Raw genomic sequence first — 26,786 nt, 5'->3', positions numbered from 1 at the left:
TAGCGCAATCGGCTACCCAATCCAGCGGGCCACGTCTTTGGCGTGGTAGGTCAAAATCAGGTCGGCCCCGGAGCGCTTAAAGCTGGTCATGGTTTCCATCACCACCTTTTGCTCATCCACCCAGCCGTTGAGGGCGGCGGCCTTGACCATCGAGTATTCGCCCGACACGTTGTAGGCGGCAACCGGCAGGTTCGTCGCCTGCTTTACCCGCCAGATGATATCCATGTAAGCCAGGGCGGGCTTCACCATTAGCATGTCGGCCCCTTCGGCAATATCTAGCTCAATTTCTTTGAGCGCTTCGGTGCCGTTGGCGGGGTCCATTTGGTAGGTGCGGCGATCGCCGAACTGCGGCGCACTCTCCGCCGCATCGCGGAACGGCCCGTAGTAGGCCGAGGCGTACTTAGCGGCGTAGGAGAGAATTGGTGTATCTTCGAAGCCGTGTTCGTCTAGCCCGGCCCGAATCGCCTGTACAAAGCCATCCATCATGCCCGAGGGCGCAATAATATCGGCCCCGGCCTTAGCCTGGGCCACGGCGGTTTTCTTTAGCAGCTCCAGGGTGGGGTCGTTGAGCACGCGCCCGCTGAGGTCGCCTACTTCTAAATAGCCGCAGTGGCCGTGGCTGGTGTACTCGCACAGGCAGGTATCAACAATTACCACCAGGTCGGGCACAGCTTCCTTAACTGCCGTAGTGGCCTGCTGCACAATGCCGCAGTCGTGCCAGGCTCCGGTGGCGTCGGTGTCTTTGTCGGCGGGAATGCCAAACAAAATGATGGCAGGAATGCCCAGGTCGTAGACTTCCTTGGCTTCTTCGACAATCTTGTCGACCGAGAGCTGGTAGACTCCCGGCATCGACGATACTTCTTTGGCGAAACCTTCGCCGGGCACGGCAAACAGCGGATAGATCAAATCGGCCTGGGTGACCAGGGTTTCTTGCACCATGCGGCGAAGTTGCGGGTGCTGGCGCAAACGGCGAGGGCGATGGGTGGGGAACATGGCCTGGGGTGAGAGGTCTCTAAGAATGAAGCTTCATTAAACTAAAGCTTCATTTTGGAACGAAAACAAGCGCTTGGTTACGTTCCGTAACGTCTATTTTAGAGATGTAGGCCGTCAGCATTCCCTTCGCCCTGACTTTTAGACTAAGCCGGGAAAACCTAAAAAGTGGGGTCGTGCTCAAAGTCGAGGCATTCGCCGTTTTGCCAGGTGCGGCCACTGTGTTCGCAGGCGGTGCGATCGCCTAAAAAAGGAACAGCCGCCGGGCTGGCCTGGGGGCGATCGCCCGCGCCAGTCTGGTGCTGGGTGAGGTGCATCAGCACTGCCAAAAGGCCAAGGCTAAGGCTCGTAACCGCTACCGCCACCGCCATCTGCCCCGAAACCGATCGCGTGGTTTGGTCCTGCTGGCGGCGCTCCTGAGAGCGTTTTTCTGGACCCGCCACCACGACCAGGTAGTACCGCCTGAGCACCAGGGGAATAGATAGGCGAAGATCAATCGCATGCTTTTGCCAAAAGGTAGTGACTAGAGCGGCCTGGAGCGCCTCTCGCTGGCTCTCAGTGAAGGAGCGGGCAATTGCCGGGCTCATTTGCCCCAGCAGCCGCTCCAACGCCATGCTAGCTTGGGATGAGGACTGGTCAGAACCGCCGGGTAGTTTATCCATGGGGGGTGGTTGGAGCCGATCTACAGGGAAGGGTGTGCCTAAGGTTTCCCTCCCCGCGAACCTGCGATCGCGGCTTCACCCAACATTTATTTTTCTGTCAGCGTCATTAAGCGAAAACTATGTGCTAGGATTCTTAATCGTGCTCAGAGATGAGTACATCACCAAATCACGGGTCGCTAGCTCAGCGGTAGAGCACTCGGCTTTTAACCGATTGGTCCTGGGTTCGAATCCCAGGCGACCCATTTTTTCCTTGCCTGCTTCCTAAACGGTAGAACTCGTGGTCTGTGTCCCACAGTGTTTTATGATGGGGCAGAGTGGAGGGGTGAACACATCCCTACTAGGTGGGGAGGTCTTTTAAGCTTGACTTTAGCTTTTGCAAACATTTCGTCATACATCATCCGATCTATCCTAAGATTGATGAGTAAGGCTACCTACTTAAACGACTCAAAGGCCTAACGGCGAGAACACACTAGGAGGAATTTTATGGCGCTTGTCTCACTGAGGCTACTGCTGGATCATGCCGCTGAGAATGGCTACGGCATCCCGGCTTACAACGTAAACAACCTGGAGCAAATTCTAGCCATCATGAAGGCTGCGGATGAAACCGATAGCCCCGTGATTCTGCAAGCATCTCGCGGTGCCCGCTCCTACGCTGGCGAAAACTTCCTGCGTCACCTGGTGCTCGCCGCGGTTGAAACCTACCCCCACATTCCCGTGGTCATGCACCAAGACCACGGCAACTCTCCTGCCACCTGCTACTCGGCTCTGCGCAACGGCTTCACCAGCGTCATGATGGATGGCTCTTTGGAAGCTGACGCCAAGACCCCCGCTAGCTTTGACTACAACGTGGCCGTTACCCGCGAAGTGGTGAAAGTGGCTCACTCCATTGGCTGTAGCGTTGAGGGTGAACTGGGCTGCCTCGGCTCCCTCGAAACCGGTGCTGGTGAAGCGGAAGACGGTCACGGCTTTGAGGGTACCCTCAGCCACGACCAGCTGCTGACCGACCCCGACGAAGCGGTACAGTTTGTCGAAGCTACCCAGGTGGACGCTCTGGCCGTTGCCATTGGCACCAGCCACGGCGCGTACAAGTTTACCCGCAAGCCCACGGGCGAAATTCTGGCCATCAGCCGCATCGAAGAAATCAACCGCCGCCTGCCCAACACCCACCTGGTCATGCACGGGTCTTCTTCGGTGCCCCAGAAGTGGCTGGATATGATCAACCAGTACGGTGGTCAAATTCCTGAGACCTACGGTGTGCCCATCGAAGAAATTCAAAAGGGCATCAAGAGCGGTGTGCGCAAGGTCAACATCGACACCGACAACCGTCTGGCCATCACCGCTGCCATTCGTGAAGCCGCTGCGAAGGATCCTTCTAACTTCGATCCTCGCCACTTCATGAAGCCTTCGATGAAGTACATGACCGAAGTGTGCGCCGAGCGCTACGACGCCTTTGGCACCGCCGGTCAGGCCAGCAAGATCAAGCAAGAGCCTGTGGATGTCTACGCCGTTAAGTACGCCAAGGGCGAACTCGACGCTAAGACCGCCAAAGCTGCTGCGGTTTAGAAACTGCGCGATCGCTTGGATTCTCTAGGGAATCTGGTCTAGCTTGAAATGAAGCAGGGTTTCTTCGTTGAGGAGGCCCTGCTTTTGTTTTTTATGAATGTTGGAGCGAAGTAAGTGGGTCTGATTATCTATAGGCCGCATTTCGACTCCGCTCAATGCTCGATCCGCTACTTGGCCAGCCTACAAATTGGGGGCTAAGATCCACAGCGGGAAAACAAATTTGCCGCCCTTGGCGTACATTAGGGGTGCTCTGCCGCCAAAACATGTTCTATGCTGCCCCCGACTACCCCCCGAGAAATTCTGGCGGCTCTGCTGCCTTACCTCAAAACGGCTGGTGCCTATGCCCAGCAGATTCAGGCTCAGATTGTGGCCCAGCCCGACAAAGACGGTAAGGGCGACAATTTTTTTGCCTCGGCGCTCAGTGATGCCGATCTGTCGATTCAAACCATGATGGAGGTGGTGCTGCTGGGGCTGTTTCCCCAGGTGCGCTTCTACGGTGAGGAGTATGAGCAAACCTACAACACCAAGTACTTTCGCGCCATTGACCTCGGCCCAGCGGGTGACTACCTGATCACCCTTGACCCCATCGATGGCACTCAGTTTTACCTGGATGGCCACTCGAACTATCAGATTATTTTGGCGGTTCTCAATGCCGATGAGTACGAGGCGGCGATCGCCATTACCCCCGGCCAGGGCATCTACTACTACACCCTGCGGGGCGAGGGCACCTTTAAAGGCAGATTGGATCAATCCCTAGAAGACTGCACTCGGATCGAGGTTGCTGATCCGGCCCCAGCGATCTGTCTGGGCTGGCAAATGGGGGCGGTGGTACCGCATATTGGCGATCGCTACCGGGTTTACCACACCAAAACTGACTATTCCAAAGAGACTCAGATTCCCAACTTTAATGGGTTGCTCAGCGGCGACCTGGCCGGGGCGGTGCTGGCCAAGGGGCAATTTATCGATGGGGCAGTGCTGGCCTTTATGGCCCAGGAGATGGGCTACATTGTGACCACCTTTGCGGGCGACCCGCCCCCGCCGCTGCACACCTGCCGCGATTACCTCCGCCCCGGTATGGTGATCGGCTGTTCTAAGGCTGTGCATGCCGATCTATTGGCTGCCGTCACCGCCGCTAGGGTAGTGGGATGCTAAAGACTTGGCTTTCTCACTGCCACTGATCTAAATCTTGGCCCCAGCTCTGGGTGAGCTGTAGCCACTGGCCGCGGCGGCGCTCGACATCGGCGGCAGCCCAGATCAGGGCAATGCCCACGACAATGCCCACCACCCACTTGATGAAGGGAAAGGCGGCGTTGAGCAGCACCAGCTGGTTGAGGGCGTTGAGGGCGAAAACCAGGGTGCCGACGTAGAGCGGAGCGCGCATGCGGAGCAGCAGGCCCGCCGCGATCGCCCCCAGCGCCAGCGCCCCCACCGGCAGCCCTGCCCACCGTTCGGTGACCAGGGCGGTCAGCAAGATTAGCGCCAGGGCGATCGCGCGCAGCCAGTGGCGCTGTTCCTTGCGTTCGGCCAGCTTTAAACCTGGGTCTACCTGGGCGATGTAGAGCAAAGCCAGCCCCAGGGGCAGTACCCAGGCCACGCTGTCGTCTATAGATTGGGTTTCTAGCCAGACCCAGATCGCCCAGGCGGCGTAGAATACCGACAGGTATGAAATCCGAATTTTGTAGCTGTGCCAAGCTAGCCAGCCGTAGAACCCGACCAATACCCACAGGGTAGGAATGTGGTCGAATCCTCCCGTCAGGATTGCGATCGCTAGGGGCACCCCCACCGCCATTACGCGCCAGGGTCGCTGGGGCCAGCTCCAGGTGCCCCAGGGCACCCAGTACACTGGCACCGCCACGGCACAGGCCACCACGCCCCACCAGTTGTCGAGAACGTTTAGGGCAGGAAAGAGCGATCGCCCCAGGGCAAACCAGCCGACCAGCTCTAGGAGTCCGGCGTAAACCCAGGCGTGCTGAACTGGGTCAGACTCACCCAGTCGCCCCTGGCTGAGGGCGTAGAGGAGGAGTGCAGCCGCGATCGCTAACCCCAGCCAGCCCAAGGTCGCTTGACCAGAACCCATCCCTATACCGCCACCCAGCATGAGCAGACTGCCGATCAGCCAGTGCAGGTGCGCCGCCCAAATTAACTCTGTCTGGGGCAGACCCAGGGCGCGATCGAGCTGTCCGGCGAGCAGACGGTAAACGGCCATAATTAACGCTGCTACTCCAGCCAGTATCAGCAGGGCATCCGCTGCTTCTCCCCCAGAACCCAGCAGCATCTGGTAAATCACCAGCTCGTACCAGCCCACCGATAGCAGCCCCAGGGCCAGCCAGCGCGTCAACGGAGTCTGAGTACGCCGCCCTACTTCCAGGATGAGCAGGGCGGCTGCGACTACCAGCCAGCCCGTCCAGGCTGTAGCCGTGTAGCATCGCAGCGCCAGGGCCAGTCCAGCATAGGCAATAGTAAGCGTGTGCAGGGGAGCGGCTAGAATAGGCCGCGATCGCCCTGTGGTAGCGGCAAAAATCAGGGCGATCGCCCCCAAGCCCAAAGTTGGCACCGCCAGGGAAACTGGAGCCGGGTAGCGATCGACCAGCAGCCCCGCCACCAGCAGTTCTACCCCCCAGCCCGCCAGGTAGATCGTCACGGGGCGCAAATTTCCCCAGTAGCGCAAGCCTAGGGCCACCAGAAAGCTGGCGAGAACAGCGACGATCAGCGGGCGAGGGTCGCGCAGCTCTAGGTAATAGAGGGAAATTGCCGCAGTGGAGAGGGCCAGGACGCCAACGGCGAGAATGTGACCCCAGCGATCGCAGGCTACCCGATACAGCGTCGCCAACGCAGGCAAATTGTCAGCATGTTCTGGTGGGCTGGACCGTTCAAGGGCCAGGGGCGCTGGAGGGAGCGATTCGCGCAGCGCTCCCTGCGGGAATCGCCAAATTCCCCAGAGCACCGCCATTAGCCCCACCGTCACCAGGCCCCAATCGGCCAGGTGGCGCGGAAAACTGGGCACCCAGTCGGCCAAACTGCTGTAGACCCAGCCCAGGGCAAAGGCCACGGCCAAAAACGCCACCCCAGGCCGCCGATAAAAGGCGCTATTCACCCCCGTCAGAGCCGTAGCCGTACTCAGCCCCACCAGCCGAGTCCAGGGCAAGCCCAGGGTGAACGGCAGCGCAATTCCTGTGGTCAGCACGCTAGCCGGATGACGGCCAATCAACGCCAGCACCACCGGAATCACCAGCCCCAGCCAGCTCAGCCCAAAGCCAAAGCCATCGTCAATGAAGTAGCCCCACAGCAGGGCGTAGGTCATCGCTGAGAGCCCCACGCCGTAGAGCCAGGCGCTGCTGCCCCAGAGCCCAGGCAGCGCTTTGCTCAGCAGCAGGGCAGCCGTGGCCAGTGCGACAATTACCCCCAGCCAGCGATCGAGGGGCAGCGTTGGCCAGTAGTTACCAATCGCAACCAGAATGCTTACCAGGGCCAGCCCATAGACGACGACAATGCGCCAGCGGGCTAGGGCGCGACGCAGCGTTACCACCAGGGCCGTGAGTGTAGACGCAATCAGGTTTACTACCAACACCGGGCCGCTGAGCACGCTGATAGTTGTTAGCAGCGCGTTAGTACCCAGGGCAATACCATCGCTCAAGTGGCTCAGCTTAAGCTTGCCTCGGCGCAAGTACCAATCGCCTAGGGCCACCATGCTCACGACGTAGGGAAACAGCGAAATTCCCAGGAGCGCGTCGGGGCTACTGTCGGGGCCAATCCAACCGACCAGAGGAGCCATGATCGACTGGCGTAGGGACAGGGGAATTAGTTCCCAACCGACAAAGGCCAGCTGGACGGCGATCGCATAGGCGACCAGCAAATCGCGCCGCTTACCCAGTTTGCCAAGCGCCTGAATCCGCAGGGCCAGCCCCAGCAGACCAATGCCGAAAGCCTGCAAAAACCAGTTTGCGAGCGCAATCAGCCAGCCCCACCACAGCAGCCCCCGACCAATGGCAATACCCCAGCGAGAGGTGCGATCGATCGGTGTTTCTGGTGCTGGCGCTGGGCTTGTAGACGCGTCTAAATTTGCAGCTGGCTGAGGTTTTGGCCGCAATCGCCGCTGCCCCAGCCAAACCCAGGTCGCCCCGTAAAGCCCAAAGGCCAGCCCGAACTGACCAAACTGATATGACGGTAGCGTGGTTAACCCCCGCGCCAGCAGCAGCCCCAGAGCCGCGGTAATGGCAATGGTGGGCCAGCGCAGACCGGGGGATACTCCCCGCCGTCGCTGGTCGTAGATCGTAGCGGCGGCACTGCCCAAAGTTCCGGCATAGACCGCCAAAATGGGCACCGAGCCCAGCGCCCAACCGGTGTGCAGGTAGGCCAGCCCCAGAGCGTTGGCCTGCTCTAGAGAAGTGCTGGCTTGCTGGCGCAGCACGTGCAGCGCCGCCAGGGTGAGCAGAATGGTGGCGATCGCCCCCACAACCAGGCCCCCGCCCCGCCATACCCCCAGCCCATCCAGCGCCCAAAAGTTGAGCGGCACCAGCAGCAGGGTAATCATTTGCAGGGTTTTGGCCGTGAGCTGCAAATTGGGGCGGCGATGGCACCACAGCCCCACTGCCCAAAACACCAGCGTGTAGGCCAGCAGCACCAGGTACTGGCCTACCGCGCCAAACCGCTCCCACTGGGTAGCCGCCAGCACCGCCGACGACAGCACGACGAGAAATACTCCCAGCCCCAGCAGCCACACCACGCTCAGCTCGCTCATCAGGCGGTTGAGCCACTGCTGAGTAGGCGAGGGGGATCTGGGCTGAGTTGGAGCCGACTTTTGACCTTGTTCAGGGCGCGAAGTGGGGCGCGAAGTGGGGCGCGATTGACGCGACCTCTGGCGGGGCGGCGCTGGTGCAGCGGGGACGAAATCAGTGATTGGGGCACGACCCGCGACGGCCCCAGCAGTTTCTTCAAAAGGATTAACCGTATCGGCTAAAGTCGGTTCTGGTGCGGCTACCGGGTCTAGCTCGGGCGGCAGGTCACAACTGAGCCGCGTTTGGGCAATCTCTCGCACCTGTGACTCAGAGATTAGCCCCAGTTGCAGCCAGGTATCTAGCCCGGCAAGCAGCCCTGGCTGATCGGGCAACAGATCCAGCTGTAATCGAATCGTGGGGTCGCGATCGTCAGCCATGGGCTGCCTACAGAAAAGGTTTTTAGAATTATGATCGCTGACAGAGCCAGCCGATTCTTCCCCCTGAGATTCTTAACTTCTGGTTCTACTCTACATGGGGGTAAATGCGCCCGTGCTGGCCTGCCGTAGTGAGCAGGGTATAAACCGTATAGAGCCAGCCCACCACAAAAAATATCCCCCGGCTAAGCACTTTGAGCGGATGCCCGTCTTTATTGCAGGGGGGGTGCCCCAGCACGTGGCAGTCGAACAGGCGGCCGTAGAGGCGCAGGTTTTGCCCCAGGGTGAGGTTTTTGAGGGCCAGCAAAAAGTGGTTGTGGTAGAAGTTCATTTGGTAGCTGAGCGATCGCGTTGTTATGTCATGGCAGCCGCCAGTCTCCTCGCCCAGATGTACCAGATGGGCCGCTGGGTTGTACCAAATGATGTAGCCGGTGGAGCGAATGTGCAGGCAAAAGTCAGATTCTTCGCGCACCGCACTGCCGTAGAAGCGCTCGTCAAACCGCAGCCCGTGCTGGTCAAATAGTTCGCGCCGAAACGACATATTACACCCCCGCGCCGTCAGCACTCGCTGGGGCTGGGTGGTATGCACCAAATCTAAGTGGTACCAGGCAATGCCGGGGTCCATCGCCTCTGGCGGCAAGTAGTCGATTTCGAGTTCCTTTTGTTCCGCCAGCTTCATGCGGTCAAACACCCGACCCGCCACTGCCCCCACCTCAGGCCGTTCCACAAAGGTGCGGGCGTGGGCGTAGAGGTAGCCGGGGGGCAGCACCACATCGTCATCGAGAAAGAGGACGAGATCGGAATGCGATCGCTCAATTCCCACATTGCGCGCCGCTGGCAGGCTGGCCCAGGGTACTTGGTACCAGGTAATTTCCCCTGCCTTGGCCCAGGTCTCTAGCTGGCGCTGGGTGTCGCTCTCGTGGATCTGGGTTTGGTCTACCACCACCACCCGATAAGCCGGATAGTCCTGGGCCAAAACGCTGCACAGGGTGTCGCACAGCACCGCCTCCCGCTGGTAGGTGGGGATGATCACAGCAATGGTAGGCCAAGTCATAGCGGTGGGGGCGTAGGGGTTGACAGCAGTATTCCCACTGAGATGAGCTAAGGACAACCTATGGGTGTGGCTGAATTGATGTAGTTCCTTTCGACTTCGCTCAAGGAAGGGTGATTCCTATTGGCGCTGTTCCTTTCGACTCCGCTCAAGGAACGGGGACGCCGCTCAAGGAAGGGTGATTCCTGCTGGTTCCTTTCGACTCCGCTCAAGGAACGGGGACGCCGCTCAAGGAAGGGTGATTCCTATTGGCGCTGTTCCTTTCGACTCCGCTCAAGGAACGGTGACTTCGCTCAAGGAAGGGTGATTCCTGCTGGTTCCCTTCGACGCCGCTCAGGGAAGGGTGACGCCGCTCAAGGAACGGCTGAGGTTACTTACCTCGGTGGAACGGCTAGGGCAGCTCCACCGAGGTTGGCTTGGCGATGTGGGGCAGCCCCCAGCCCAGTTTCTCCCGCAGCACCTTGAAGAACTCTGGCGGCTGCAGGCGAATAAACCGAGCCGGGTAGGGGGCGCGACAGGCGCTTACCCGGTCTTTGGGCATGACGTAGCAGCCCGCATTGCCGTCCACAATCAGCACCAGGGGGTCGGGGTTGGCCGAGTGAATGGTGACCTGCTCGCGATCGGGAAACACCAGCCCCCGCGACGCCAGCGAGTGAGGGCAAATGGGGATTAGCTGGGTGACCGACACCCCAGGGGCAATGACTGGCCCCCCGGCCGAGAGCGAGTAGGCGGTTGACCCCGTGGGCGTAGACACAATAATGCCGTCAGCGGCAATATCGACCGGGGCATGATAGCCAATTGCGACCTCAAAGTGGCACATGCTGGTGAGCGGTTCGCGGTGCAGCACCATTTCGTTCAGGCACAGCGCCTCCCAGACCAGGTCAGCGCCATGAAAAAGCTTGACCGCCAGCATGCCCCGCTCTTCGACTTCGTAGTCGCCCGCCAGCACCTGATCCATCGCCTGGGGCAGTTGGTTCAAGTAAGCTTCGGTCAAAAAGCCCATGTGGCCAGTGTTTACCGTTAGCAGAGGTACCCCAATCGGGGCCAGCTGACGAAAGGCCGATAGCACCGTGCCATCGCCCCCTAGCACCACCGCAAAGCTCATGTCGGCGTCGAAGTGGGGCGGCACTAAACTGTCGAGCGGGGTATGGCAAACGGGGCGTTCGGGCTGGGAATATCCCAAAATGCCGCCCATACCTGTGGCCAGCCTAACGGTGTAGCCAAGGCCAGTCAGCTTTTCCTCCCATTCGAGAGCAGCCTGGCAGGCTACAGGCTTAACGTCGTTGTAAATAATGCCAACCTTGGGCACAGGCAGGGTCCAACCTTAAAATCGGTGAGGCTAGGGTAAACAAAACGTGCTCTACACCGCTAAGATGCCGAACACGCTACTGGGGATCGTAGTTTACCTTTTCCCTAGGCTACCGTTTTTTCGTCTACGGTTAAACAGCCTGCCTCGAATTGCTCGGTTAACCCTACATATTTAAGGCCTAAGGTCGTATCGTTGCCCACACTTTTGGGGTAGACCACGGCCTACGCTACGGTTATCGTACCTGTGAGGGCTGATTCAGCCCCGCCAACTGCCCACTGCTTGCTTTTACCACTGTGACCCGTCGCCAATCTGAAACCACCGCTTACGTTCGCATTACCCACCAGTCGTGGAGCCAGGGCCGCATCGAAGGGGAAGTGCGGGCCAGCACCTATGAATGGCAGTTTCAATGGCGCTTCCGCCAGGGCCAGCTCAGGGTAGAGCCTTCGCTGGGGCGAGCGCTGATCTGCGAACCGCTCAGCCGCTTTCTAGAACGCTTCGACTACCAGCTCGAACCCGGCGGCGACTACTCATTTACGATTCGGGCCAAGCTGTAGGGGGCACTGCGATGCGTAAACTCCATGTTCTAAGCTAACTAAGCCAGGGCAAACCCCTTAACTGTGGGGACAGCGCAGTATCTCATTGATTGAAAAATGATGACCACTGTTAGCAGGGTTTGAATAATCAAAGGTGGCTAGCGCTCGCTAACCACCTCTAACTTGCACGGAATCTATTAGCAACCCGCACTGGTTGCTATACCAAGACTGTTAAGCCCGCTCTCAAATTTGCCGAAGTTCATTGAGCAGCAGGGCCGGATGTCTTGATTTCGTTGGGGAGGCAAAATTTTTTTGGTGGCTGAAAACACTGCGCCTGCCACTTCTTCTGGAGAAACCTCTTCGGGTAGGGTACCTTCCTGCTTTAGGCGCAGCATAAAGGTGTCGGGCTTAATATGCAGATTTTGGGCAGGACTAATACGGCTGAAGAACGCAACCATAACGCTAAGATCTGGACCTGGTATCGTCCCAGGACTCAGCTTTTCAACTATTAGCTGATGGCCTTAGCTACCAAGCTAACTCGATGGGTAACACTGACCCAAAAACCTACTACGGAAGCTGGCAAGCTAAACATTGGGGCGCTATCTGACTCGATAGCACCCCTCCAAAGTCGCTGTCTTCAGCTTGTACTCACCGCGAAATGACGATATGACTAACCCACTGAGGCGGGCTAAGCCGCCATTGGCAGCGATCGCTGCGCCAGCACCTGCCGGTAAAACTGCTGTAGCTGACGGGTGGCAGCGGCCCAACCCCACTGTTCGGCCTCGGCGACAGCGTTGCGGCGCATCAGCTCGCGCTCGGCCTTAGCCTCAATTAGGCGGCGGGTAGCGACAATCGCCCCCTCTTCATTCGTCGGGTCAAACAAAAAGCCGTTGACCCCGTCAGTGACGATATCGGGAATGCCGCCCGAGTTTGCCGCCACCACCGGACAGCCTGCCGCCATCGCTTCTAGCAAAACCAGCCCCAGGGTTTCGGTGCGGGAGGGGAAGACAAAGGCATCGGCGGAGGCGTAGGCCGAGGCCAAATCTTCTCCGGCTAAATAGCCAACAAAGTTAGTGAAGGTACCCTCAAAGTGGGCCTCTAGCTCGGTGCGGTAGGGTCCATCGCCCACCAGCGCTAGCCGCGCGTTGGGTATAGCCTCTAGCACGGGTTTAATGCGGTCAATTTCTTTTTCGGCGGAGAGGCGACCGATGTAGAGGAGTAACGGGGCTTCGGGGTGACCTTGAGAGAGGCGATCGCGCATCTCGGCACTGGCGAGTTCTGGGCGAAACAGCTCGGTATCCACGCCGCGCTGCCACACCTCAATATTCTCGACGCCGTGCTCTGACAGCTCGGTCTGCATGGCGGTAGAGGTGACCAGGTTGATCTGGGCCTGGTTGTGCATCGCCTTGATCAGCTCCCACATCAACCCTTCGAGCATACCGAGGCCGTAGTGCTCCAGGTATTTAGGCAAATGGGTATGGTACGAGGCCACCAGGGGCAAATCTAGGGTTTTGCTATAGTAAATGCCCGCCAGTCCTAAGACTGCCGGGTTTACCACGTGCACCAAATCGGGCTGAAAATCTTCTAGCGCCTCGCCAATGGAAGGTCGGGGCAGCGCTAGCTTTAGCTCTGGGTACAGCGGTAGCGGAAACCCAGACACGCCGTGAATTTTAGCTCCCCGGTACTCGGTCAGACCGCCCTCGGGAGAAAACACTAAAACCTGGTTGCCCTGGCGCTGCAAATGATCAACGGTGTGCTTGAGACGGGTAACAATGCCGTCAACTTTTGGCAAAAAGGTCTCGGTGAAGAGAGCAATCCGCATAACAATCGAGGGGTACTAAAGAAAATGATTGAAAATGAGAGGGTAAACGAGTAAATGGGCCAAAATCAACGCGTGATTTTGGCCCATTTACTTACTAATCGCGCCGCCACTGAACCTTGGGCAGAATTTGATTCTTGTCAACGCGATCTTTGTACTTGACGGCGAAGTTGAGCAGGCTGTCGAGCAGCGAGTCAGACAGCAGGTGAGGCTGTAGACCCAGCTCTAGCAGGTTGGTGTTTTTAGCGTTGAAGTAGTGCTCTTCGGCCTCAACGCGGGGGTTGTCGATGTGGTTGATTTCGACATCAACGCCCAGGGTGTTGCCTGCTTTCTTCACCATCATGGCCAGGTCGCCGACGCTAAACATTTCGGTGAACTGGTTGAACACGCGGAAGACACCGGGATCGCCGGGGTTGGCGATCGCAATTTCGACGCAGCGCACGGTATCGCGAATATCTAGGAAGGCGCGAGTCTGGCTGCCCTTGCCGTACACGGTGAGGGGGTGCCCCACCGCCGCCTGCACGCAGAAGCGGTTGAGGGCGGTACCAAACACGCCGTCGTAGTCGAGGCGGTTGATCAGCAGCTCATCCATGCCGGTCTCTTCGGTGAGCACGCCGTAAACCACGCCCTGATTGAGGTCGGTGGCGCGCAGGCCCCATACCTTACAGGCAAAGTGAATGTTGTGGGAGTCGTGCACCTTGCTGAGGTGGTAGAAGGAGCCCGGCTGCTTGGGGTAGGGCAGAGTGTCTTTGCGACCATTGTGCTCAATGGTGATGTAGCCCTCTTCGATATCAATGTTGGGGGTGCCGTACTCGCCCATGGTGCCTAGCTTAACCAGATGGCAGTCAGGGAAGTGGTCGCGCAGCACGTAGAGCAAATTCAGGTTGCCCAGCACGTTGTTGGCCTGGGTAAGCACGGCGTGCTCGCGGTCAATCATTGAGAAGGGTGCCGAACGCTGTTCACCGAAGTGCACTACGGCCTCCGGCTCAAACTCCAGCATCGTCTCTTCTAAGAAGGAGTAGTCGTTGATGTCGCCGACATAGAGGTCGATGTGCTTGCCGGTGAGGTCTTTCCAGCGCTGCAGGCGGCTTTGGATGGGGGCAATCGGGGTCAGCGTTTCGATTTGAAGCTGAGCGTCCCAGTGACGCCGCACCAAACTATCAAGAATCCCGACTTCGTAGCCGCGATTGGAAAGATACAGGGCAGTTGCCCACCCGCAATAGCCGTCGCCGCCAATTACAAGGACTTTCATATCAATGCTTCAATCTCTTTGCTGATACCAAGACAATCTACCAGGTTTAGCGGACCTGTAAACCACTGAATAAAAGATTGAGGAATCGGAAGGATTTTTTCTGCAGCCGCCAAATTGAGCGTTAACTTAAGCCGTTCCCAGAGTTTTGCGGCTGCCTCAAATTGATGAGGTGGATGGGCTGCAACAGGCCCACAATCTAAAAGTAGTCAGCTAAACTAACTATTAGTTAAGCTAACTATTGCTCGAGCGAGCACCTCACCCGTGGTTACCCAAGCCCTTACGCCCGGCCCCCTTACGCCTAGCCAGTGTGCGGCAGACCTGATGACGACGGTACCGGCGGTGACGCGATTTTTGCGGGCGGGTATTCGTCGCCACGGCAAGCCCCACCTGTCGCTGTCGCAGCTGCGAGTGCTGTACTTTTTGCGGCGGCGATCGCGGTCATCCCTCTCAGAGATTGCCGACTATTTAGATGTCACCAGACCTACCATGTCGGCTATGGTGGAGCGCCTGGTGCAGCGGGGGCTAGTCAACAGAATTAGCGACCCCGTTGAGAGGCGGCGGATCATTCTTACCCTGACTGCCGAAGGTGCTGCGCAAATGGAGCGGGTCTACGATACCACCTTGCAGACTGTGGCCGATCGCCTGGCAGCGCTGTCAGAAACCCAGCTTCAGCAGGTGCAGGCAGGCCTGGCGATCTTGGCTGACCTGTTTGATGAGCCCGGAGGGCAGGAGTAAGAGACGTTTTGACTGTTGAATCGAAGCCCCTGCCCAACTCAACACTCAACCTTAAAAGCTCCCCCGTCTCCTCATCACCCCCATCTCCCTCATCCCTCCACCGACCTCCACCCATGATCGAAATTCAGGAACTCACTAAACGCTTCGGCCCTAAGCCAGCGGTCGATGGCTTCTCCCTCACCGTAGAGCCGGGCGAAGTCTTTGGCCTGCTGGGGCCAAACGGGGCGGGCAAGAGCACGCTGATCAAAATGCTCACCACCCTGCTGCCCGCCAGCGGCGGGCGGGCCACCATTGCCGGGTTTGACATTGGCCGCCAGCGGCGATCTGTGCAGCGGCGCATTGGCTACGTGCCCCAGGCGCTCTCGGTGGATGGCACCCTGACCGGCTACGAAAACCTGCTGATTTTGGCCAAGCTCTACGGGGTACCCCGCAGGCAGCGGCTCGATCGCATCCACGCCGCCCTGACCTATGTGGGGCTCGATGCCGTGGCCCACCGCCTGGTGAACACCTACTCCGGCGGCATGATTCGGCGGCTGGAGATGGCCCAGGCCACCCTGCACCGACCCCCGGTTTTGTTCTTAGATGAGCCGACAGTGGGGCTCGACCCGGTGGCCCGCAAAACCATGTGGGACTTAATTTTGCAGCTGCGGCGCGACTACGGCACCACGGTGTTTCTCACCACCCACTTTATGGAAGAGGCCGACGTGCTGTGCGATCGCATTGCCATGCTCTACCAGGGTCAGCAGGTGGCGATCGGTACCCCCGCCGCCCTCAAGGCCACCGTGCCTCATCCTGAAGCCACCATGGACGACGTATTTATTCACTACACCCGCAACTCACTCAGTACTGAAACCGAAGGAAGCTATCGTGACACGTCAACCACACGCCGTACCGCTAAACGACTGGGTTAATCGAGGCCGAGTGACCGCCCCCGTCGAAGACTTTATTGCCCAGGCCCTAGTCGCCGCCGAACTGGAAGTGCGCAAGCTGCGCCACGACCCCATTCAGCTGTTTACCCGCGCGGTGCAGCCGGTGCTGTGGCTAACCATTTTTGGCCAGGTCTTTACTCAAGTACGGGGCATTCCCACGGGCGACCTCAGCTACATCGACTTTATGACGCCGGGCATTCTCGCCCAGAGCGTGCTGTTTATGTCGATCTTCACCGGGCTGCTGGTGATCTGGGAGAAGGATTTGGGGATTTTGCACAAGCTGATGGTCAGCCCTGCGCCCAAGTCGGCCCTGGTGCTGGGTAAGGCGATCGGGGCTGGGGTGCGGTGTCTATCGCAGCTGCTAGTCATCTATATTGTGGCGGCCCTGATGGGGGTGGGAATTAACTGGAACCCCCTGGCGATTCTCGGTGTGGCTCTGGTGGTGATGCTGGGGGCGGCGCTGTTTTCGACCTTCTCGCTGATTGTGGCCTGCTGGGCGCAGACCCACGAGCGGGTGATGGGCGTCGGGCAGCTGATGATGATGCCGCTGTTCTTTGCCAGCAACGCGATCTACCCGATCGCGATTATGCCCGTCTGGCTGCAGGTAGTGTCGCGGCTCAACCCGCTGACCTACATGGTCGATGCCCTGCGCCAGCTGATGCTGGTAGAGCCGGCGGGCAGCTACAGCCTGGGGCTGAGCCTGTCGATTTTGGTGGGCGTGGCTGCTGTGCTGATTGCCTTTTGTGGGCGGCTGTATCCACGGCTGGTGCGGTAGGGGCAGCGCCTGGATAGGGACTATATGCTGGGGCAGTTGCCTCACTGAAATTTAAGGTTTGCGCCCTAAGATGGGGCGGTGGTTCTAGTAGAGCCCACGTCCTAATTGAGGTTGCTTGGCCATGGCATTCAAAACAGTGGTTTTCTACGGTTCGTACAGACGCGATCGCAACGGTATTCGGGCCGCCAAATTTCTGCTAGAGCACCTAACTCAGCGCGGCCACACCACTGTCTTTGCTGATGCCATGGAGTACGATTTTGGCCTGCTCGATCGCATGTATAAAGAGCATGAACCTGGCCAAGCCCCGGCCAAAATGGAGGAGCTGGCCGAGCACATTCGCACCGCCGATGGGTTTGTGGTAGTGACGGGCGAATACAACCACTCCATCCTGCCGGGGTTGAGTAACTTGATGGATCACTTCCTTGAAGAGTACTACTTTCGCCCGGCGGGAATAGTCTCTTACTCCGTGGGTGGTTTTGGGGGTGTGCGGGCCGCCGTCCACCTGCGAGTGTTTCTGGGCGAGATGGGCATGCCAACCATTTCGTCGATGTTTGCCATCCCAAAAATTACCGAAGCCCTCAATGCTGATGGAGAACCTCAGGATGAGTCACTGATCGAACGACTCGGCTCCTTTTTAGACGAGCTGGAGTGGTACGAGGAAGCCCTCAAGCGGCAGCGAGACGAAAAGGGCAAACCCTTTTAGGAGGGTTTTTGGGAGCATTGGGTAGCTGGGCGGGTCTTGCCTAAGGGGTCGCTATAGGGTCAGCCGCGAAAGGAGCTGGGTGGCGCAGACGGCTTTCGACTCGAACCTCTCCAAAGAGAGAGGATGCCCCTAAATTCCTACGGAATCATAAAAATTGTGAGTAATGAAACACTATCAAACTTTTAGTTAGGAAATACATCTAATGACTGATATGACAACCTTGACCACCAAACTTGCTGACCTGAAGCTTTTCCAAAATGTCTTGATTGACAGCGAGCAAAAGCTCATGACGGCCACCGACGATCACACCATTCGTGAGCGCCTGGAAGGGATGCTGAAGAGCGATCGCGCCAACCTCAGCAACATTGAAGAGGCCGCGACTAAGCTGGGTTCTGCAGCAGAGCCGCGCGATATTACCCAAAAGCATGCTGAAGCCGTCACCCAAATGATGAACGGTTCAGAATTGTCTCTATACGACAAGTTCTTTCAGCTTGAATTGCTGAAGCACCAGCAGACAATGAATGGTTTGGTGCTGCACAAGGTGGGTCAAACCCTGAGCGATGACCTTCAAAACGCTATGGAGCCGCTCAACAAAGTCAACTTTGAGAATCGGGCTCACCAGGAGGTGCTCAAAGGCGTTCTGTACTTTGTTGGCACCCGTGAAATAGCTGGTCAAGAGCCTGATATGGGTCTGTGGGCCAGCGTCGAGCAGGGTATTGCGGCTCTCAAAGGGGCGATCGGCAGCGCCGCTAGCTAATTGGCGTCTCTACGACCGTTGGCAATCTTCTCTGAGTAGGGGGTGGGCGAGGGCCTACCCCTTATTTTGGCGTGATATAGCAGCGGTCGATTGAGTAGGACACTTTAAAATGGGCGAAATCCTCTGGTAGGGGCATTGCACTGCAATGCCCCTGCGCCGAACCTGTCCTAATCCAGTAGACATTTGCAATAGAAGCATTACATCTGCAACCGCAAAAGAAGCAGCTGGGTGGCGCGATCGCTCTCAAAGTTGTTGTCGCTGACTATGAGCAAACTCTGGCTGCCGTCGGGCAGGCGTGGTCCCAGGGTCATGCCCTCCAGGTTATCTACTGCCAGGGGCGTCTCAGCAAAGTCGAGCACCAGCTGCTTGCGAATGGGCGAGATCCCCGCCACATCCCCGGCCAGGCTGGGAATGGTGGAGGTATCGGTGGCACCGCCAGTGGCCAGCTGGTAGAGCTTGACCTGCATGCCCCGCAGGCCAAAGGCGCGCTCTAAGGCCAGAAAGTGCCCGCCGGGGTCGATCGCCAGCAGGGCAGTCAGACCGTTCACCACTGCCCCGGAGGGTTCTAAGTCGAGGGGATAGCGGTGCTCGGCAATCAGCGTTGACTGGTCGTCGCCGATTAAGTAGTGCAAGAAGCGGCTGTTGAGGGGCTGGCTGGGGTCGTTGTTGTAGTCTTGCACCAGGGCCGACTCGGTGGCGGCAAACAGGCGAAAGGGCTCGATCATGCCCGCTCCGCCAGAGGTTCCAGCCACCGTCAGGGCTTCCAGGCTGAGGTTGTTTTGTACACCTCGGGTGGCCTGGTCGGGGTCGTCGGGCAGGTAGCGCTCGGGCAGGGGCAGCGTGGCGATCACCCGTCCGGTCTGCCGGTCAAATTCGCCAATGAAGGGCGGTGCATTTTGCTCCACATCGCCCTCACTGCCGATAAAGAGCGAGTCGCGGGGCGATAGGGCCATACCCTCGGGGTCGATGCTGCCCCTGGGGTAGGGGTTACCGGCGGCATCGAGTAGGGGGGTGACGGCCTCAAAGCGAACGGTGCCGAACTGGGGCTGGCTGGCACTGCCCCCCAGGGTAACGGCCAGGGTGTAAAAGCGGGCAGGGCCAAAGCGGCCGCGATCGTCGGAGAGGGCGTAGATCCGATCGCGGGGGCGATCGTAGACCAGCGCCGATATTCCCCCCACGGTAGTGCCCTCAAACGACTGGGGCGGCAGATTGTAGACATCCAGCAGCTCAACGGTGACAGGGATAAACAGCCGGTCCTCCGCCTTGATCTGCGGGATGGCGCAGCTGGTGACCAGCAGCAGTAAGCCCAGGGCTAGCGCCAGGGCCTGCGATCGCCGCCACACCACTTGCCACAGCCTACGGCGCATCCCCTTTGCCATCTTCACACCCTTTTCGTATACCTTTCTGGCTCTGGTTCTTTCTCTGGGCCAGCACCCTCTAGGATAGGCCAAGGTTGCGTGTCCCAGCCCTGGCCCGCGATCGCTACCAGGTAAACCGCAGGCCCTGCTCAATCAAAAACGTCTGGAGCGCTGGCATTTGCCCCGTCACCACAATCTGAGCCGGAGTTAGATCGTACGGCCTGCCGTAGCGCAGGAGCCATCCCGCTGTGCCCCCCGCCGCGCTGCCAACGCTCCACTCGCCGTAGTGCACCCGCGTTACCCCATTGACAATGTGGCTAACGGCAATGCTTTTGCCCCCAATCAGCACATTGTCGACCCCCTGGGGCACCAGCGCCTCCAGGGGAATTTGCAGGGGCCGCACCACAAACTCTTTAATGCTGGCCCCCGCCGCCTCGTAGGAGGGCCGCCAAGACCGGTAGCGGCAGCCGTGAATGTCGATGTCATAGTGGGCCAGGGCAACGGCGGTAGCCCTAAAGTCACGCCCGCCCGTCATGTCTTCGCGCAGGTCGGCTTCCACCGCCATAAAGCTGTCCTGCCCGTAGGCCGGGCGACCTAAAATGCGCCGCCCTTCGCGAATATAGGGCGCAATGCTGAGGCCCGACTGGGTGCCCAGGGGAGAGGCACTGCCGCTTAGATAGGTGAGCGGCAGTTTGTTGGTGGCTTCAGTTTCGATCAGCCACTCGGCAAACTTTAGAGCATGAACTTCGCCGTAGTTGAGCGATTCTGTCGACAATCCTCCCAGCCAGTCCTGGCGCTGCCCCGAGAGGCGAATGTCCTCTTCGGTAAACACCAGGGGTGGGTCCATAAAGTGCCAGTCGTTCCCCTTGTTCCAGTTGATCAGGGTCATTTCACCCAGACGGGTCAGGTTGACATTGGAGTTGCCCGCCACCTGGCTGACAATGCGGCGGTAGTTAAACACGCTGCCAAAGTTGAAGAATGGAAACCCCTCCAGGTTAAATTCGTTGCGGTGCTCAGCTTTGCTCAGGACGGGGTCTATTTTTTGCAGTTCCCTCAGGCTCTCGTTTTTGTCGTTGAGGGTGGCCAGCACAAAGGGGTAGGTGTAGGCCTGGGTGCAGTCGGGATTGTCTTGAGCTGGGGCGTTGACTTCGCCGGTAAAGGCCTGGCCGTCAGACCCTAGGCGATGGGGAAAGTTAGCCCAGCCCACAAGTTCGCCAGTATCGGTGGCGTCAATCACAATCATGCGGCGATCGGGGGGCGACTGCAGCCGAATCGGAATTTTGTTGTAGGCCTCATCGTCAGACCAGGCATACCAGCGCTCTAGCTCTTGGGAGAGCCGCCCGGTAGGCACATAGTCTGGATTCAAGGGAATGCGGCGCACCCCATAAACCGCCGTCACATAGCGGCCTGAGGCGTCAAAGGCGGCCCCTTTAAAGGCTGTAGAGGTGGCCCAGCGGCTCTCAGGCGCGCTCTTGGCAGCCTCCCGTAGCCACATCTCGGCGGCGGTAGCTCCGGCACGGGGTGTAAAGCACAGCTCCCCCACCCAGCAGCTGTTGGTTTGGTCTACCGGCATCTGGGCAGGCAGCCCCGTCCACGGCGGCAGGTACACAGGCTGACGCCTGATCAACGCCTTAAACGCTTCCCAACTGGGGGAAAAATTGCGTCGCCACCGCATTGCCCGCGACTCATCGATTGCCGACACGCCCTGAGAACTAATCTGCCCCCCCATCCAGGGGGTGAGCTCAATTAAGCAGGTCGTGACACCCGTCTTCATGGCCTGGGCCGCAGCGGCAACCCCTCCCAGGGTGCCGCCAATTACCACCACTTCGCAGGTCCATACCTCTTCGGCCAGGGGCAGGGGGGTGAGGGTTGGGCGACCGTTGGCGGTTTGAATCTGGCGAATGCCGGTGGCCACCTCAGCCCGATTGACAATTTGACCCACCGGGCGCTGGGTGAACTCTAGGGGCTGTCGCCAGTACTCGCTGGCCCCGCGAAAGGCCACCAGCAGGAGGGTACTGCTAATTAGGGCCATGGTCATCAACGCCCGCCGACGCGGAGCTTGTCGTCGCCTGCGCCTGGTTCTGGGCATTGAGGGTAGTGAACGATGGCGGCGGCGCTCCAGCATGGACAAAGGCGGCATACCTACGGCGTTGGTCGTCTGTGAGTGTAGCAACGAAATAGCGAAACGACGCAACCAAAAGCCCAGTTTTCAGCGTCCGTAGTCAGACTGGGTCAACGCTAGCCACCGCGCAGGGTAGAGCGGTTGGGTATGTGTAGACTTTTTTAGTTCCCGGAGCAATTTGGAGATCTAGGCCATAATGAGCACGACCTCGTGCCTTTGGGCAATGTTTACCTCCCATTCTCCCAGAATCTATGCTCTTTCACCCTCGCCTCTATCGCCGCCTGCTGCTGCCCTTCGCGTTGACGACCCTGGCCCTAACGTCGCTGCCAGCCAGGGCACAGACCGCCGTCTATACCCCCATCGTGCTACCGGCCTCGCGTGAAGTTAATGACGCTTTGAGCGATCGCGATATTCCCACGGGTACAGGGGGGTTTGCCCGCGACTATACGGTAAATCTTGAGGCCGGTGACCAGGTTGCGATCGATGTCGTCTCTGACGAATTCGACACCCTGGTGGTTTTGATGAACAAGGACGGCGTCACCATGGGCGAAAACGACGACGGCCCCGATGGCACCACCAATTCTTTGCTTTTCGCCCGTATCGAAGAGTCTGGTTCCTACACCGTGCGGGTGAGCGCTTACGCCGGGCAAGGGGCAGGCAACTTCTACCTCAAGGTAGCTCGCCTGCGAGAGGTGCAGTAGAAAATATCAGCATTTTTTCCCTGCAGTCTTGTCAGGTGTGACACCGGCTTGCTATCTTAAGTGAGCGCTGAAGTTTGCGCTCCCTCGCCGGGATAGCTCAGTTGGTAGAGCAGAGGACTGAAAATCCTCGTGTCGGCGGTTCAAGCCCGCCTCCTGGCATACATTCTAGACGTTGGCTAATGCAGGGAATGTTAATTTCCCCCAACGGTTCCCCAAAAGAACGACCCCCCTTAGCTGCAGCGTTGGCTAGGGGGGCTGTTGATATCATCTACGGTGGAACTTACTTTCAGGAACTCGCTGCTCGCTTATGGTGCCCTTGTCGGTGGGGCGCGATCGCCGGGGCAGAGTGCAGTCAGCGATCTAGCTGAGCTGGGCACTTGGGTTAAAGTTGCTATGCCGCCCGGTAGGGTGGCCAGAGCCACCCTACCGGGGCAGTACACTTAGCCAATGTGATTTGCCCAAATATCATTAGCCACAAGCCAGCATGCTTAAGCTTCCAACAGGCAACATAAGATTGTGGGTGCTGGGTTCAATAGCTGGTCTTTCATTTCTAGTATTTTTCATCTGGAGAGTTCCTCAGATGGGTGTTCCCCCATCTATTACTGATGAGAAAGCAAAAGCCGAACTACTAAATGCTAATCGAGACAATGCCCTAAAAGTCATTCAGACCATAGCAGGGCTAGGCTTTATCGTCACAGCCGTTCTGGCTTGGAAAAACTTACAGCTTACAAAGGATAAAAACGTCACAGACCGTTTCAGCAAAGCTGTTGAGATGTTAGCTGATGAAAAGCTAGAAGTCAGGCTTGGCGGTATCTACTCCCTTGAACGAATCGCAAGGGACTCTAAAGCAGATCACTCTGTTGTCATGGAAGTCCTAACAGCTTTCGTTAGGACTAGAGGGGCACCTAAAGAAGAAGGGGAGAAGCCCTTATCCCAAGACATTCAAAGTACTCTAACTGTCATTGGACGGCGTACACCTATAGAAAACGAACAAACAATAGACCTCAGCGGTGCCAACCTCAGCGGTGCCAACCTCAGCGGTGCCAATCTCAGTAAGGCTAATCTCAGCGGTGCTAACCTCCTCAGTGCTAACCTCCTCAGTGCTAACCTTTTCGGTGCTAACCTCTGCGAAGCTAACTTCTTCAGTACCAACCTCAGTGATGCCGACCTCTTCAGTACCAATCTCAGCGGTGCCAATCTCGGCGGTGCCAATCTCAGCGGTGCAAAACTCTTCAGCGCCGACCTCAGTAATGCCAGCCTGCTCGGTGCCAACCTAGTCGGTGCCAAGCTGCTCCGTGCCAACTTCAGCGGTGCCGTCCTCACCGGGGCGAACCTCCATGGGGCTTACCTCACCGAGGCGAACCTCCACGGAGCTCACCTCTACGCGGCCAACCTCGAAAACATCATTGGGGAGAAAACAATTTGGCCAGACATAACCGAAGTCGCCCAAGCAATAAATATCCCAACTGCTCTCAAAACACAGCTAGGCATCGAGGTTAAACCGCCTGCTGGGCCTAACCACCCTTGATTGCGCCGCTGTTTGTCTCATAGTCCAGCGAGCCTAGTTGCGTGGGACGGCAACTATTCAACGGTGCGCTATGCGGTCTAGGCCCCTTCTCTAAAGGGGCTTTTGCCGTTTTGGTGGCGATGTCCTCTGCTCACTCTGGGCCAACGAGGTTTCAAGGGTTTTGCCCCTGTGCCAGTTGGGTGTTTTAGGCCGGGCTTAGTCCAGGTCAAAATTCAGGGATGATCGGACGCCTGGCCCTGGCCGCGTAGTGCTTATAAATTATCGCGGTCGAGACCCTGACTAAGTAGCTCACATCCTGCACTGAAACGCCAGCTTCGAGTGCTCCGGTGATCCAGGTGTGGCGGGTGTGGTACTGGGTCAGGTAGAAGGCGACGTGGCCCTGCTCGGCCAGCTCCTTCACGATGGGCCGCCAAAAACGGGTCTGGAAATTGGTGTAGTTCATACTGCCCCCCTCTTTGCCGGGGAACACCCACCCTTCTCGACAGCCTTCGTGGGGCCGCTGCTGGCGCAGCAGGCGGGCGAGGCGGTCACCACAGGGGAACTGGGTAGTTTTTACGTTTTGGTGTGCTGGGCCTCTTTCTGGGCCTGGGACAGGGCCTCAGCGATTAACACCTCTCGGCAGTCTGGGGCCACGTGTCCCCAATTGAGGGCGGCTTCCTCGGCGCGGCAGCCAGTCCAAGAGGAAGCGTACCCAAGGGGGCGTAGTAGGGCCAGGATGAGGGCGATCGCCGTGGCCGACTGGGTGCGCTCCCACACCCATAGGGTGAGGGCAAAGTAGGTCATGGCGCTGCCGACAGACGAGGCCAGCTGCCCCAGCCAGAGAATGATAAAAGTATGCATAGCGGTAAGGCTCACTCGGGGGGCAACAGCTGCCGCTTCAGTTCGTTCAGGTACAGCTCGGTGCCGATGGGGCCGGGCAGCCCCAGACACAGGTAGGCGGGCAAAAAGTAGACCTGCTCGGCCTGGCTCACCGGCAAAGATTGGGCGATCGCACTACCCTGCCAGGCCCGCTGCAACGGCCCCAGCTGGTGCTGCTCAAACCGCTCGCCGTCGGTGGGCTGGCCCAGCACCGCCCAGTTGACCCCAAACAGCAGGGCCAGATCAGCGTCCTGAAACTGGGGCAGCGCCTCCACCGATAGGGGAGCAGCTTCCTGCCCCGGACGGGCCATAGACTCAAAACCCAGGGTTTCTATCAGTTCAGCGCAGTAGTTTTCCTGGCTGGTGAACAGGCGAATTTCTTTGAGATCGGTGGAAGAGAGCATCAACACCTGGGGTGATTGGGCCACCAGCGGGGCAAAGGTCTGGCGGGCGGCTGCCACAGTCTGGTTTAGATCGGCCAGGGCCGCCTCGGCGGCAGCGGGTTTGTCTAGGGCGGCGGCGATCGCGCTCAGGTTAGTCTCGGTCTCGAACCAGTCGAGCAGCAGGGTGGGCGCTATCTTAGCCAGGGCGACCTGCTGTTCGGGGGGCAAGTAGGGGGTGCCAAGATCAAATCGGGCTGGCTTCTGAGCAGGGCCTCCAGGTTGGGCGTGAAGTCTGACCCCAGGTTGATGGGCTGGGTCGTAATGCGATCGCCCTGGTAGGGAATTTGCGTTGCCGGGTCGGTGTAGTCTTGGGCGTGGAACAGAATGTGGTCGCCAAAGGCCACAGGCTGGCCCCCCAGCACCAGCAGCAGCTCCAGCAGGTTAGGCCCCAGCACGGCCACCAGCTGGGGGGTGCCGCAGATCTCGGTTTCCCCAGCAGCGTGGGGCACGGGGCGGCAGGCGGTAGAGGGTATCTCAGAATCGCTCGCGCCATTGCCCCCAGGGCTTTGACAGGCGGCTACACCCCAGAGCATCAACGCCACCGCCAGCCATCGCCGGTTTAGTAAACCCATACGCGCCATCCCATTAGTCTGCTGGTTCAAAATTCAAAGAGGTCAAGGCACAGCTAGGAAACACACTCCCCGATGGTGGGCTGTGGTGGGCATTGCCCACCCTACGGCTTAGAAGTTCACCGAAACAGACCCCACAATCGATCGCGGTTCCCCTGGTCGAATGCCGGTATTGCGGTCAGAGCCGCTGGTGCTGCTGATGTAGTTGGCATCAAATAAGTTGTTGATATTGAGAGCCAGTTGCCAGTTGGGACGGCGATAGAACAGGGCGGTATTGGTAATGAAATAGTTGCCAATCTCGAAGTCGTTATCGAGGTTGCCAAAGCGGTTGCTGACGTAGTTAACCCCCAGCCCAAACCCTAGCCCCTGCAAACTTCCGTCCTGAATTTGGTAGGTTGTCCACAGTCCAGCGCTGTGCTGAGGGGCATTAGACAGGCGATTTCCCACCGGAATCACGTTGTCTTCGGTGATGCGGGCGTTGGTGTAGGCGTAGAAGCCAATCACGTTCCAGCCTGGAAAAATTTCACCCTGCACGTCTAGTTCAACGCCCTGGCTGCGCTGGGCTCCAGTGGCAATTGAGGCTCCGGTGAGTGGGTCGGCCACCGTGGCCACGTTGCGTTTGGTGATGTCGAAAAAGGCCAGGGTGGCAAACAAATTGCCGTCCAAAAATTCGGCCTTGGCCCCCACCTCAAACCCGCCCGATGTTTCGGGTTCTAGAAAGTCGCCATCGACGCCCACAGACAGGCTGGGTACAAAGGACTGGGCATAGCTGCCGTAGAGAGCCAGTTCCGGGATCAGTTGATAGACCAGCCCCAGCCGTGGGCTGAGGGCGCTGAGGTTTTGGGCAGAATTGCCTGCTGGGTCTGAGGGGCGCGAGGCGGTGGCTGCGATCGCCTGGTCAATTAGGTCGTAGCGCTGACCTGCCACCAAGGGTCAGCGCCTCGCCAAACTGCACCTGATCTTGCAGATAGAGCCCCAGG

General features: G+C 58.6%; 24 protein-coding genes, 2 tRNA genes and 1 pseudogene. 12 read left to right on the top strand and 15 right to left on the bottom strand.

Going from position 1 to position 26,786, the window contains the following annotated elements; translation table 11 throughout:
- Window positions 1-12: 12 nt before the first annotated feature.
- Entirely contained in the window at window positions 13-993 is a 981-nt protein-coding gene (hemB, locus tag IQ265_RS05825) for a porphobilinogen synthase (RefSeq protein WP_194051473.1), read from the bottom strand.
- A gap of 158 nt (window positions 994-1,151) precedes the next feature.
- Complete coding sequence (locus IQ265_RS05820; RefSeq protein WP_194051472.1) at window positions 1,152-1,652, bottom strand: hypothetical protein; 501 nt, start codon at window positions 1,650-1,652, stop codon at window positions 1,152-1,154.
- A 170-nt stretch (window positions 1,653-1,822) separates the two neighbouring features.
- Between IQ265_RS05820 and IQ265_RS05815 the strand changes: the two genes are divergently transcribed.
- The 3 genes from IQ265_RS05815 (at window position 1,823) to IQ265_RS05805 (ending at window position 4,367) form a co-directional block, all read left to right on the top strand.
- A tRNA-Lys gene (locus IQ265_RS05815) sits at window positions 1,823-1,894 on the top strand.
- A gap of 241 nt (window positions 1,895-2,135) precedes the next feature.
- Complete coding sequence (fba, locus tag IQ265_RS05810) at window positions 2,136-3,215, top strand: class II fructose-bisphosphate aldolase (protein WP_194051471.1); 1,080 nt, start codon at window positions 2,136-2,138, stop codon at window positions 3,213-3,215.
- 270 nt (window positions 3,216-3,485) lie between these two features.
- Complete coding sequence (locus tag IQ265_RS05805; RefSeq protein WP_194051470.1) at window positions 3,486-4,367, top strand: inositol monophosphatase family protein; 882 nt, start codon at window positions 3,486-3,488, stop codon at window positions 4,365-4,367.
- 13 nt (window positions 4,368-4,380) lie between these two features.
- On the opposite strand, the gene IQ265_RS05800 is transcribed toward IQ265_RS05805, so the two are convergent.
- The 3 genes from IQ265_RS05800 to IQ265_RS05790 form a co-directional block, all read right to left on the bottom strand.
- A complete protein-coding gene (locus IQ265_RS05800; protein WP_194051469.1) occupies window positions 4,381-8,367 on the bottom strand; it encodes a hypothetical protein in 3,987 nt (1,328 codons plus the stop codon).
- 85 nt (window positions 8,368-8,452) lie between these two features.
- On the bottom strand, window positions 8,453-9,418 hold the full coding sequence (gene hpsN, locus IQ265_RS05795; protein WP_194051467.1) for a hormogonium polysaccharide biosynthesis glycosyltransferase HpsN: 966 nt from the start codon (window positions 9,416-9,418) through the stop codon (window positions 8,453-8,455).
- A gap of 388 nt (window positions 9,419-9,806) precedes the next feature.
- Window positions 9,807-10,724 carry an NAD(+) kinase gene (locus IQ265_RS05790; RefSeq protein ID WP_194051465.1) on the bottom strand — a complete coding sequence of 306 codons (918 nt, stop codon included), beginning with the start codon at window positions 10,722-10,724 and terminating at the stop codon, window positions 9,807-9,809.
- 293 nt (window positions 10,725-11,017) lie between these two features.
- Here IQ265_RS05790 and IQ265_RS05785 point away from each other — a divergent pair, with 293 nt between their 5' ends.
- Window positions 11,018-11,278, top strand: a complete 261-nt coding sequence (locus tag IQ265_RS05785; protein WP_017297340.1) for a DUF3146 family protein — start codon at window positions 11,018-11,020, stop codon at window positions 11,276-11,278.
- A gap of 176 nt (window positions 11,279-11,454) precedes the next feature.
- On the opposite strand, the gene IQ265_RS05780 is transcribed toward IQ265_RS05785, so the two are convergent.
- The 3 genes from IQ265_RS05780 to IQ265_RS05770 form a co-directional block, all read right to left on the bottom strand.
- Entirely contained in the window at window positions 11,455-11,715 is a 261-nt protein-coding gene (locus tag IQ265_RS05780; protein ID WP_194051463.1) for a hypothetical protein, read from the bottom strand.
- 230 nt (window positions 11,716-11,945) lie between these two features.
- Entirely contained in the window at window positions 11,946-13,079 is a 1,134-nt protein-coding gene (locus IQ265_RS05775) for a glycosyltransferase family 1 protein (RefSeq protein WP_194051461.1), read from the bottom strand.
- 94 nt (window positions 13,080-13,173) lie between these two features.
- Entirely contained in the window at window positions 13,174-14,328 is a 1,155-nt protein-coding gene (locus IQ265_RS05770; RefSeq protein ID WP_194051459.1) for an NAD-dependent epimerase/dehydratase family protein, read from the bottom strand.
- A gap of 261 nt (window positions 14,329-14,589) precedes the next feature.
- Here IQ265_RS05770 and IQ265_RS05765 point away from each other — a divergent pair, with 261 nt between their 5' ends.
- The 5 genes from IQ265_RS05765 (at window position 14,590) to IQ265_RS05745 (ending at window position 18,227) form a co-directional block, all read left to right on the top strand.
- Window positions 14,590-15,063 (top strand): MarR family transcriptional regulator, encoded by a 474-nt coding sequence (locus IQ265_RS05765; protein ID WP_347404917.1) that lies wholly within the window; start codon window positions 14,590-14,592, stop codon window positions 15,061-15,063.
- Window positions 15,064-15,176: 113 nt separating this feature from the next.
- Complete coding sequence (locus IQ265_RS05760) at window positions 15,177-15,974, top strand: ATP-binding cassette domain-containing protein (RefSeq protein WP_194051457.1); 798 nt, start codon at window positions 15,177-15,179, stop codon at window positions 15,972-15,974.
- 10 nt (window positions 15,975-15,984) lie between these two features.
- Window positions 15,985-16,767 carry an ABC transporter permease gene (locus tag IQ265_RS05755; protein ID WP_347404926.1) on the top strand — a complete coding sequence of 261 codons (783 nt, stop codon included), beginning with the start codon at window positions 15,985-15,987 and terminating at the stop codon, window positions 16,765-16,767.
- Between the two features lie 121 nt (window positions 16,768-16,888).
- Complete coding sequence (locus tag IQ265_RS05750) at window positions 16,889-17,470, top strand: NAD(P)H-dependent oxidoreductase (protein ID WP_194051455.1); 582 nt, start codon at window positions 16,889-16,891, stop codon at window positions 17,468-17,470.
- A gap of 202 nt (window positions 17,471-17,672) precedes the next feature.
- Complete coding sequence (locus IQ265_RS05745) at window positions 17,673-18,227, top strand: hemerythrin HHE cation-binding protein (protein ID WP_194051453.1); 555 nt, start codon at window positions 17,673-17,675, stop codon at window positions 18,225-18,227.
- Between the two features lie 197 nt (window positions 18,228-18,424).
- On the opposite strand, the gene IQ265_RS05740 is transcribed toward IQ265_RS05745, so the two are convergent.
- Both IQ265_RS05740 and IQ265_RS05735 read right to left on the bottom strand, forming a co-directional pair.
- Window positions 18,425-19,606, bottom strand: coding sequence for an esterase-like activity of phytase family protein (locus tag IQ265_RS05740; protein WP_228037617.1), 1,182 nt, complete (start codon window positions 19,604-19,606; stop codon window positions 18,425-18,427).
- Window positions 19,607-19,709: 103 nt separating this feature from the next.
- The gene (locus IQ265_RS05735) at window positions 19,710-21,617 is read right to left on the bottom strand and encodes an FAD-dependent oxidoreductase (protein WP_228037616.1); all 1,908 of its coding nucleotides are present in this window, start codon (window positions 21,615-21,617) and stop codon (window positions 19,710-19,712) included.
- 341 nt (window positions 21,618-21,958) lie between these two features.
- On the opposite strand from IQ265_RS05735, the gene IQ265_RS05730 reads away from it, so the two are divergent.
- From IQ265_RS05730 to IQ265_RS05720, 3 genes are all read left to right on the top strand, one after another.
- The gene (locus IQ265_RS05730) at window positions 21,959-22,408 is read left to right on the top strand and encodes a PPC domain-containing protein (protein ID WP_228037614.1); all 450 of its coding nucleotides are present in this window, start codon (window positions 21,959-21,961) and stop codon (window positions 22,406-22,408) included.
- A gap of 86 nt (window positions 22,409-22,494) precedes the next feature.
- Window positions 22,495-22,567, top strand: a tRNA-Phe gene (locus tag IQ265_RS05725).
- 325 nt (window positions 22,568-22,892) lie between these two features.
- Window positions 22,893-23,936, top strand: coding sequence for a pentapeptide repeat-containing protein (locus tag IQ265_RS05720; protein WP_194051449.1), 1,044 nt, complete (start codon window positions 22,893-22,895; stop codon window positions 23,934-23,936).
- Window positions 23,937-24,141: 205 nt separating this feature from the next.
- Here IQ265_RS05720 and IQ265_RS05715 read toward each other — a convergent pair whose 3' ends face one another.
- The 5 genes and pseudogenes from IQ265_RS05715 to IQ265_RS05695 form a co-directional block, all read right to left on the bottom strand.
- Window positions 24,142-24,378, bottom strand: a complete 237-nt coding sequence (locus IQ265_RS05715; protein WP_194051447.1) for a hypothetical protein — start codon at window positions 24,376-24,378, stop codon at window positions 24,142-24,144.
- Window positions 24,379-24,647: 269 nt separating this feature from the next.
- Window positions 24,648-24,776, bottom strand: a pseudogene (locus IQ265_RS29830) (MFS transporter); the annotation flags it as partial.
- An 11-nt stretch (window positions 24,777-24,787) separates the two neighbouring features.
- Complete coding sequence (locus IQ265_RS05705) at window positions 24,788-25,405, bottom strand: ABC transporter substrate-binding protein (RefSeq protein WP_194051445.1); 618 nt, start codon at window positions 25,403-25,405, stop codon at window positions 24,788-24,790.
- Window positions 25,369-25,809: an ABC transporter substrate-binding protein gene (locus IQ265_RS05700; protein ID WP_194051443.1), complete on the bottom strand. Its 441-nt coding sequence runs from the start codon at window positions 25,807-25,809 to the stop codon at window positions 25,369-25,371. The genes IQ265_RS05705 and IQ265_RS05700 overlap by 37 nt, the downstream gene beginning before the upstream one ends.
- Before the next feature lie 108 nt (window positions 25,810-25,917).
- Window positions 25,918-26,733 carry a TonB-dependent receptor gene (locus IQ265_RS05695; RefSeq protein ID WP_347404925.1) on the bottom strand — a complete coding sequence of 272 codons (816 nt, stop codon included), beginning with the start codon at window positions 26,731-26,733 and terminating at the stop codon, window positions 25,918-25,920.
- Between the last annotated feature and the right edge of the window lie 53 nt (window positions 26,734-26,786).

The organism is Nodosilinea sp. LEGE 06152 (assembly GCF_015207525.1).
Taxonomy (GTDB): domain Bacteria; phylum Cyanobacteriota; class Cyanobacteriia; order Phormidesmidales; family Phormidesmidaceae; genus Nodosilinea.
This window is presented reverse-complemented; position numbering and strand designations above follow the sequence as displayed.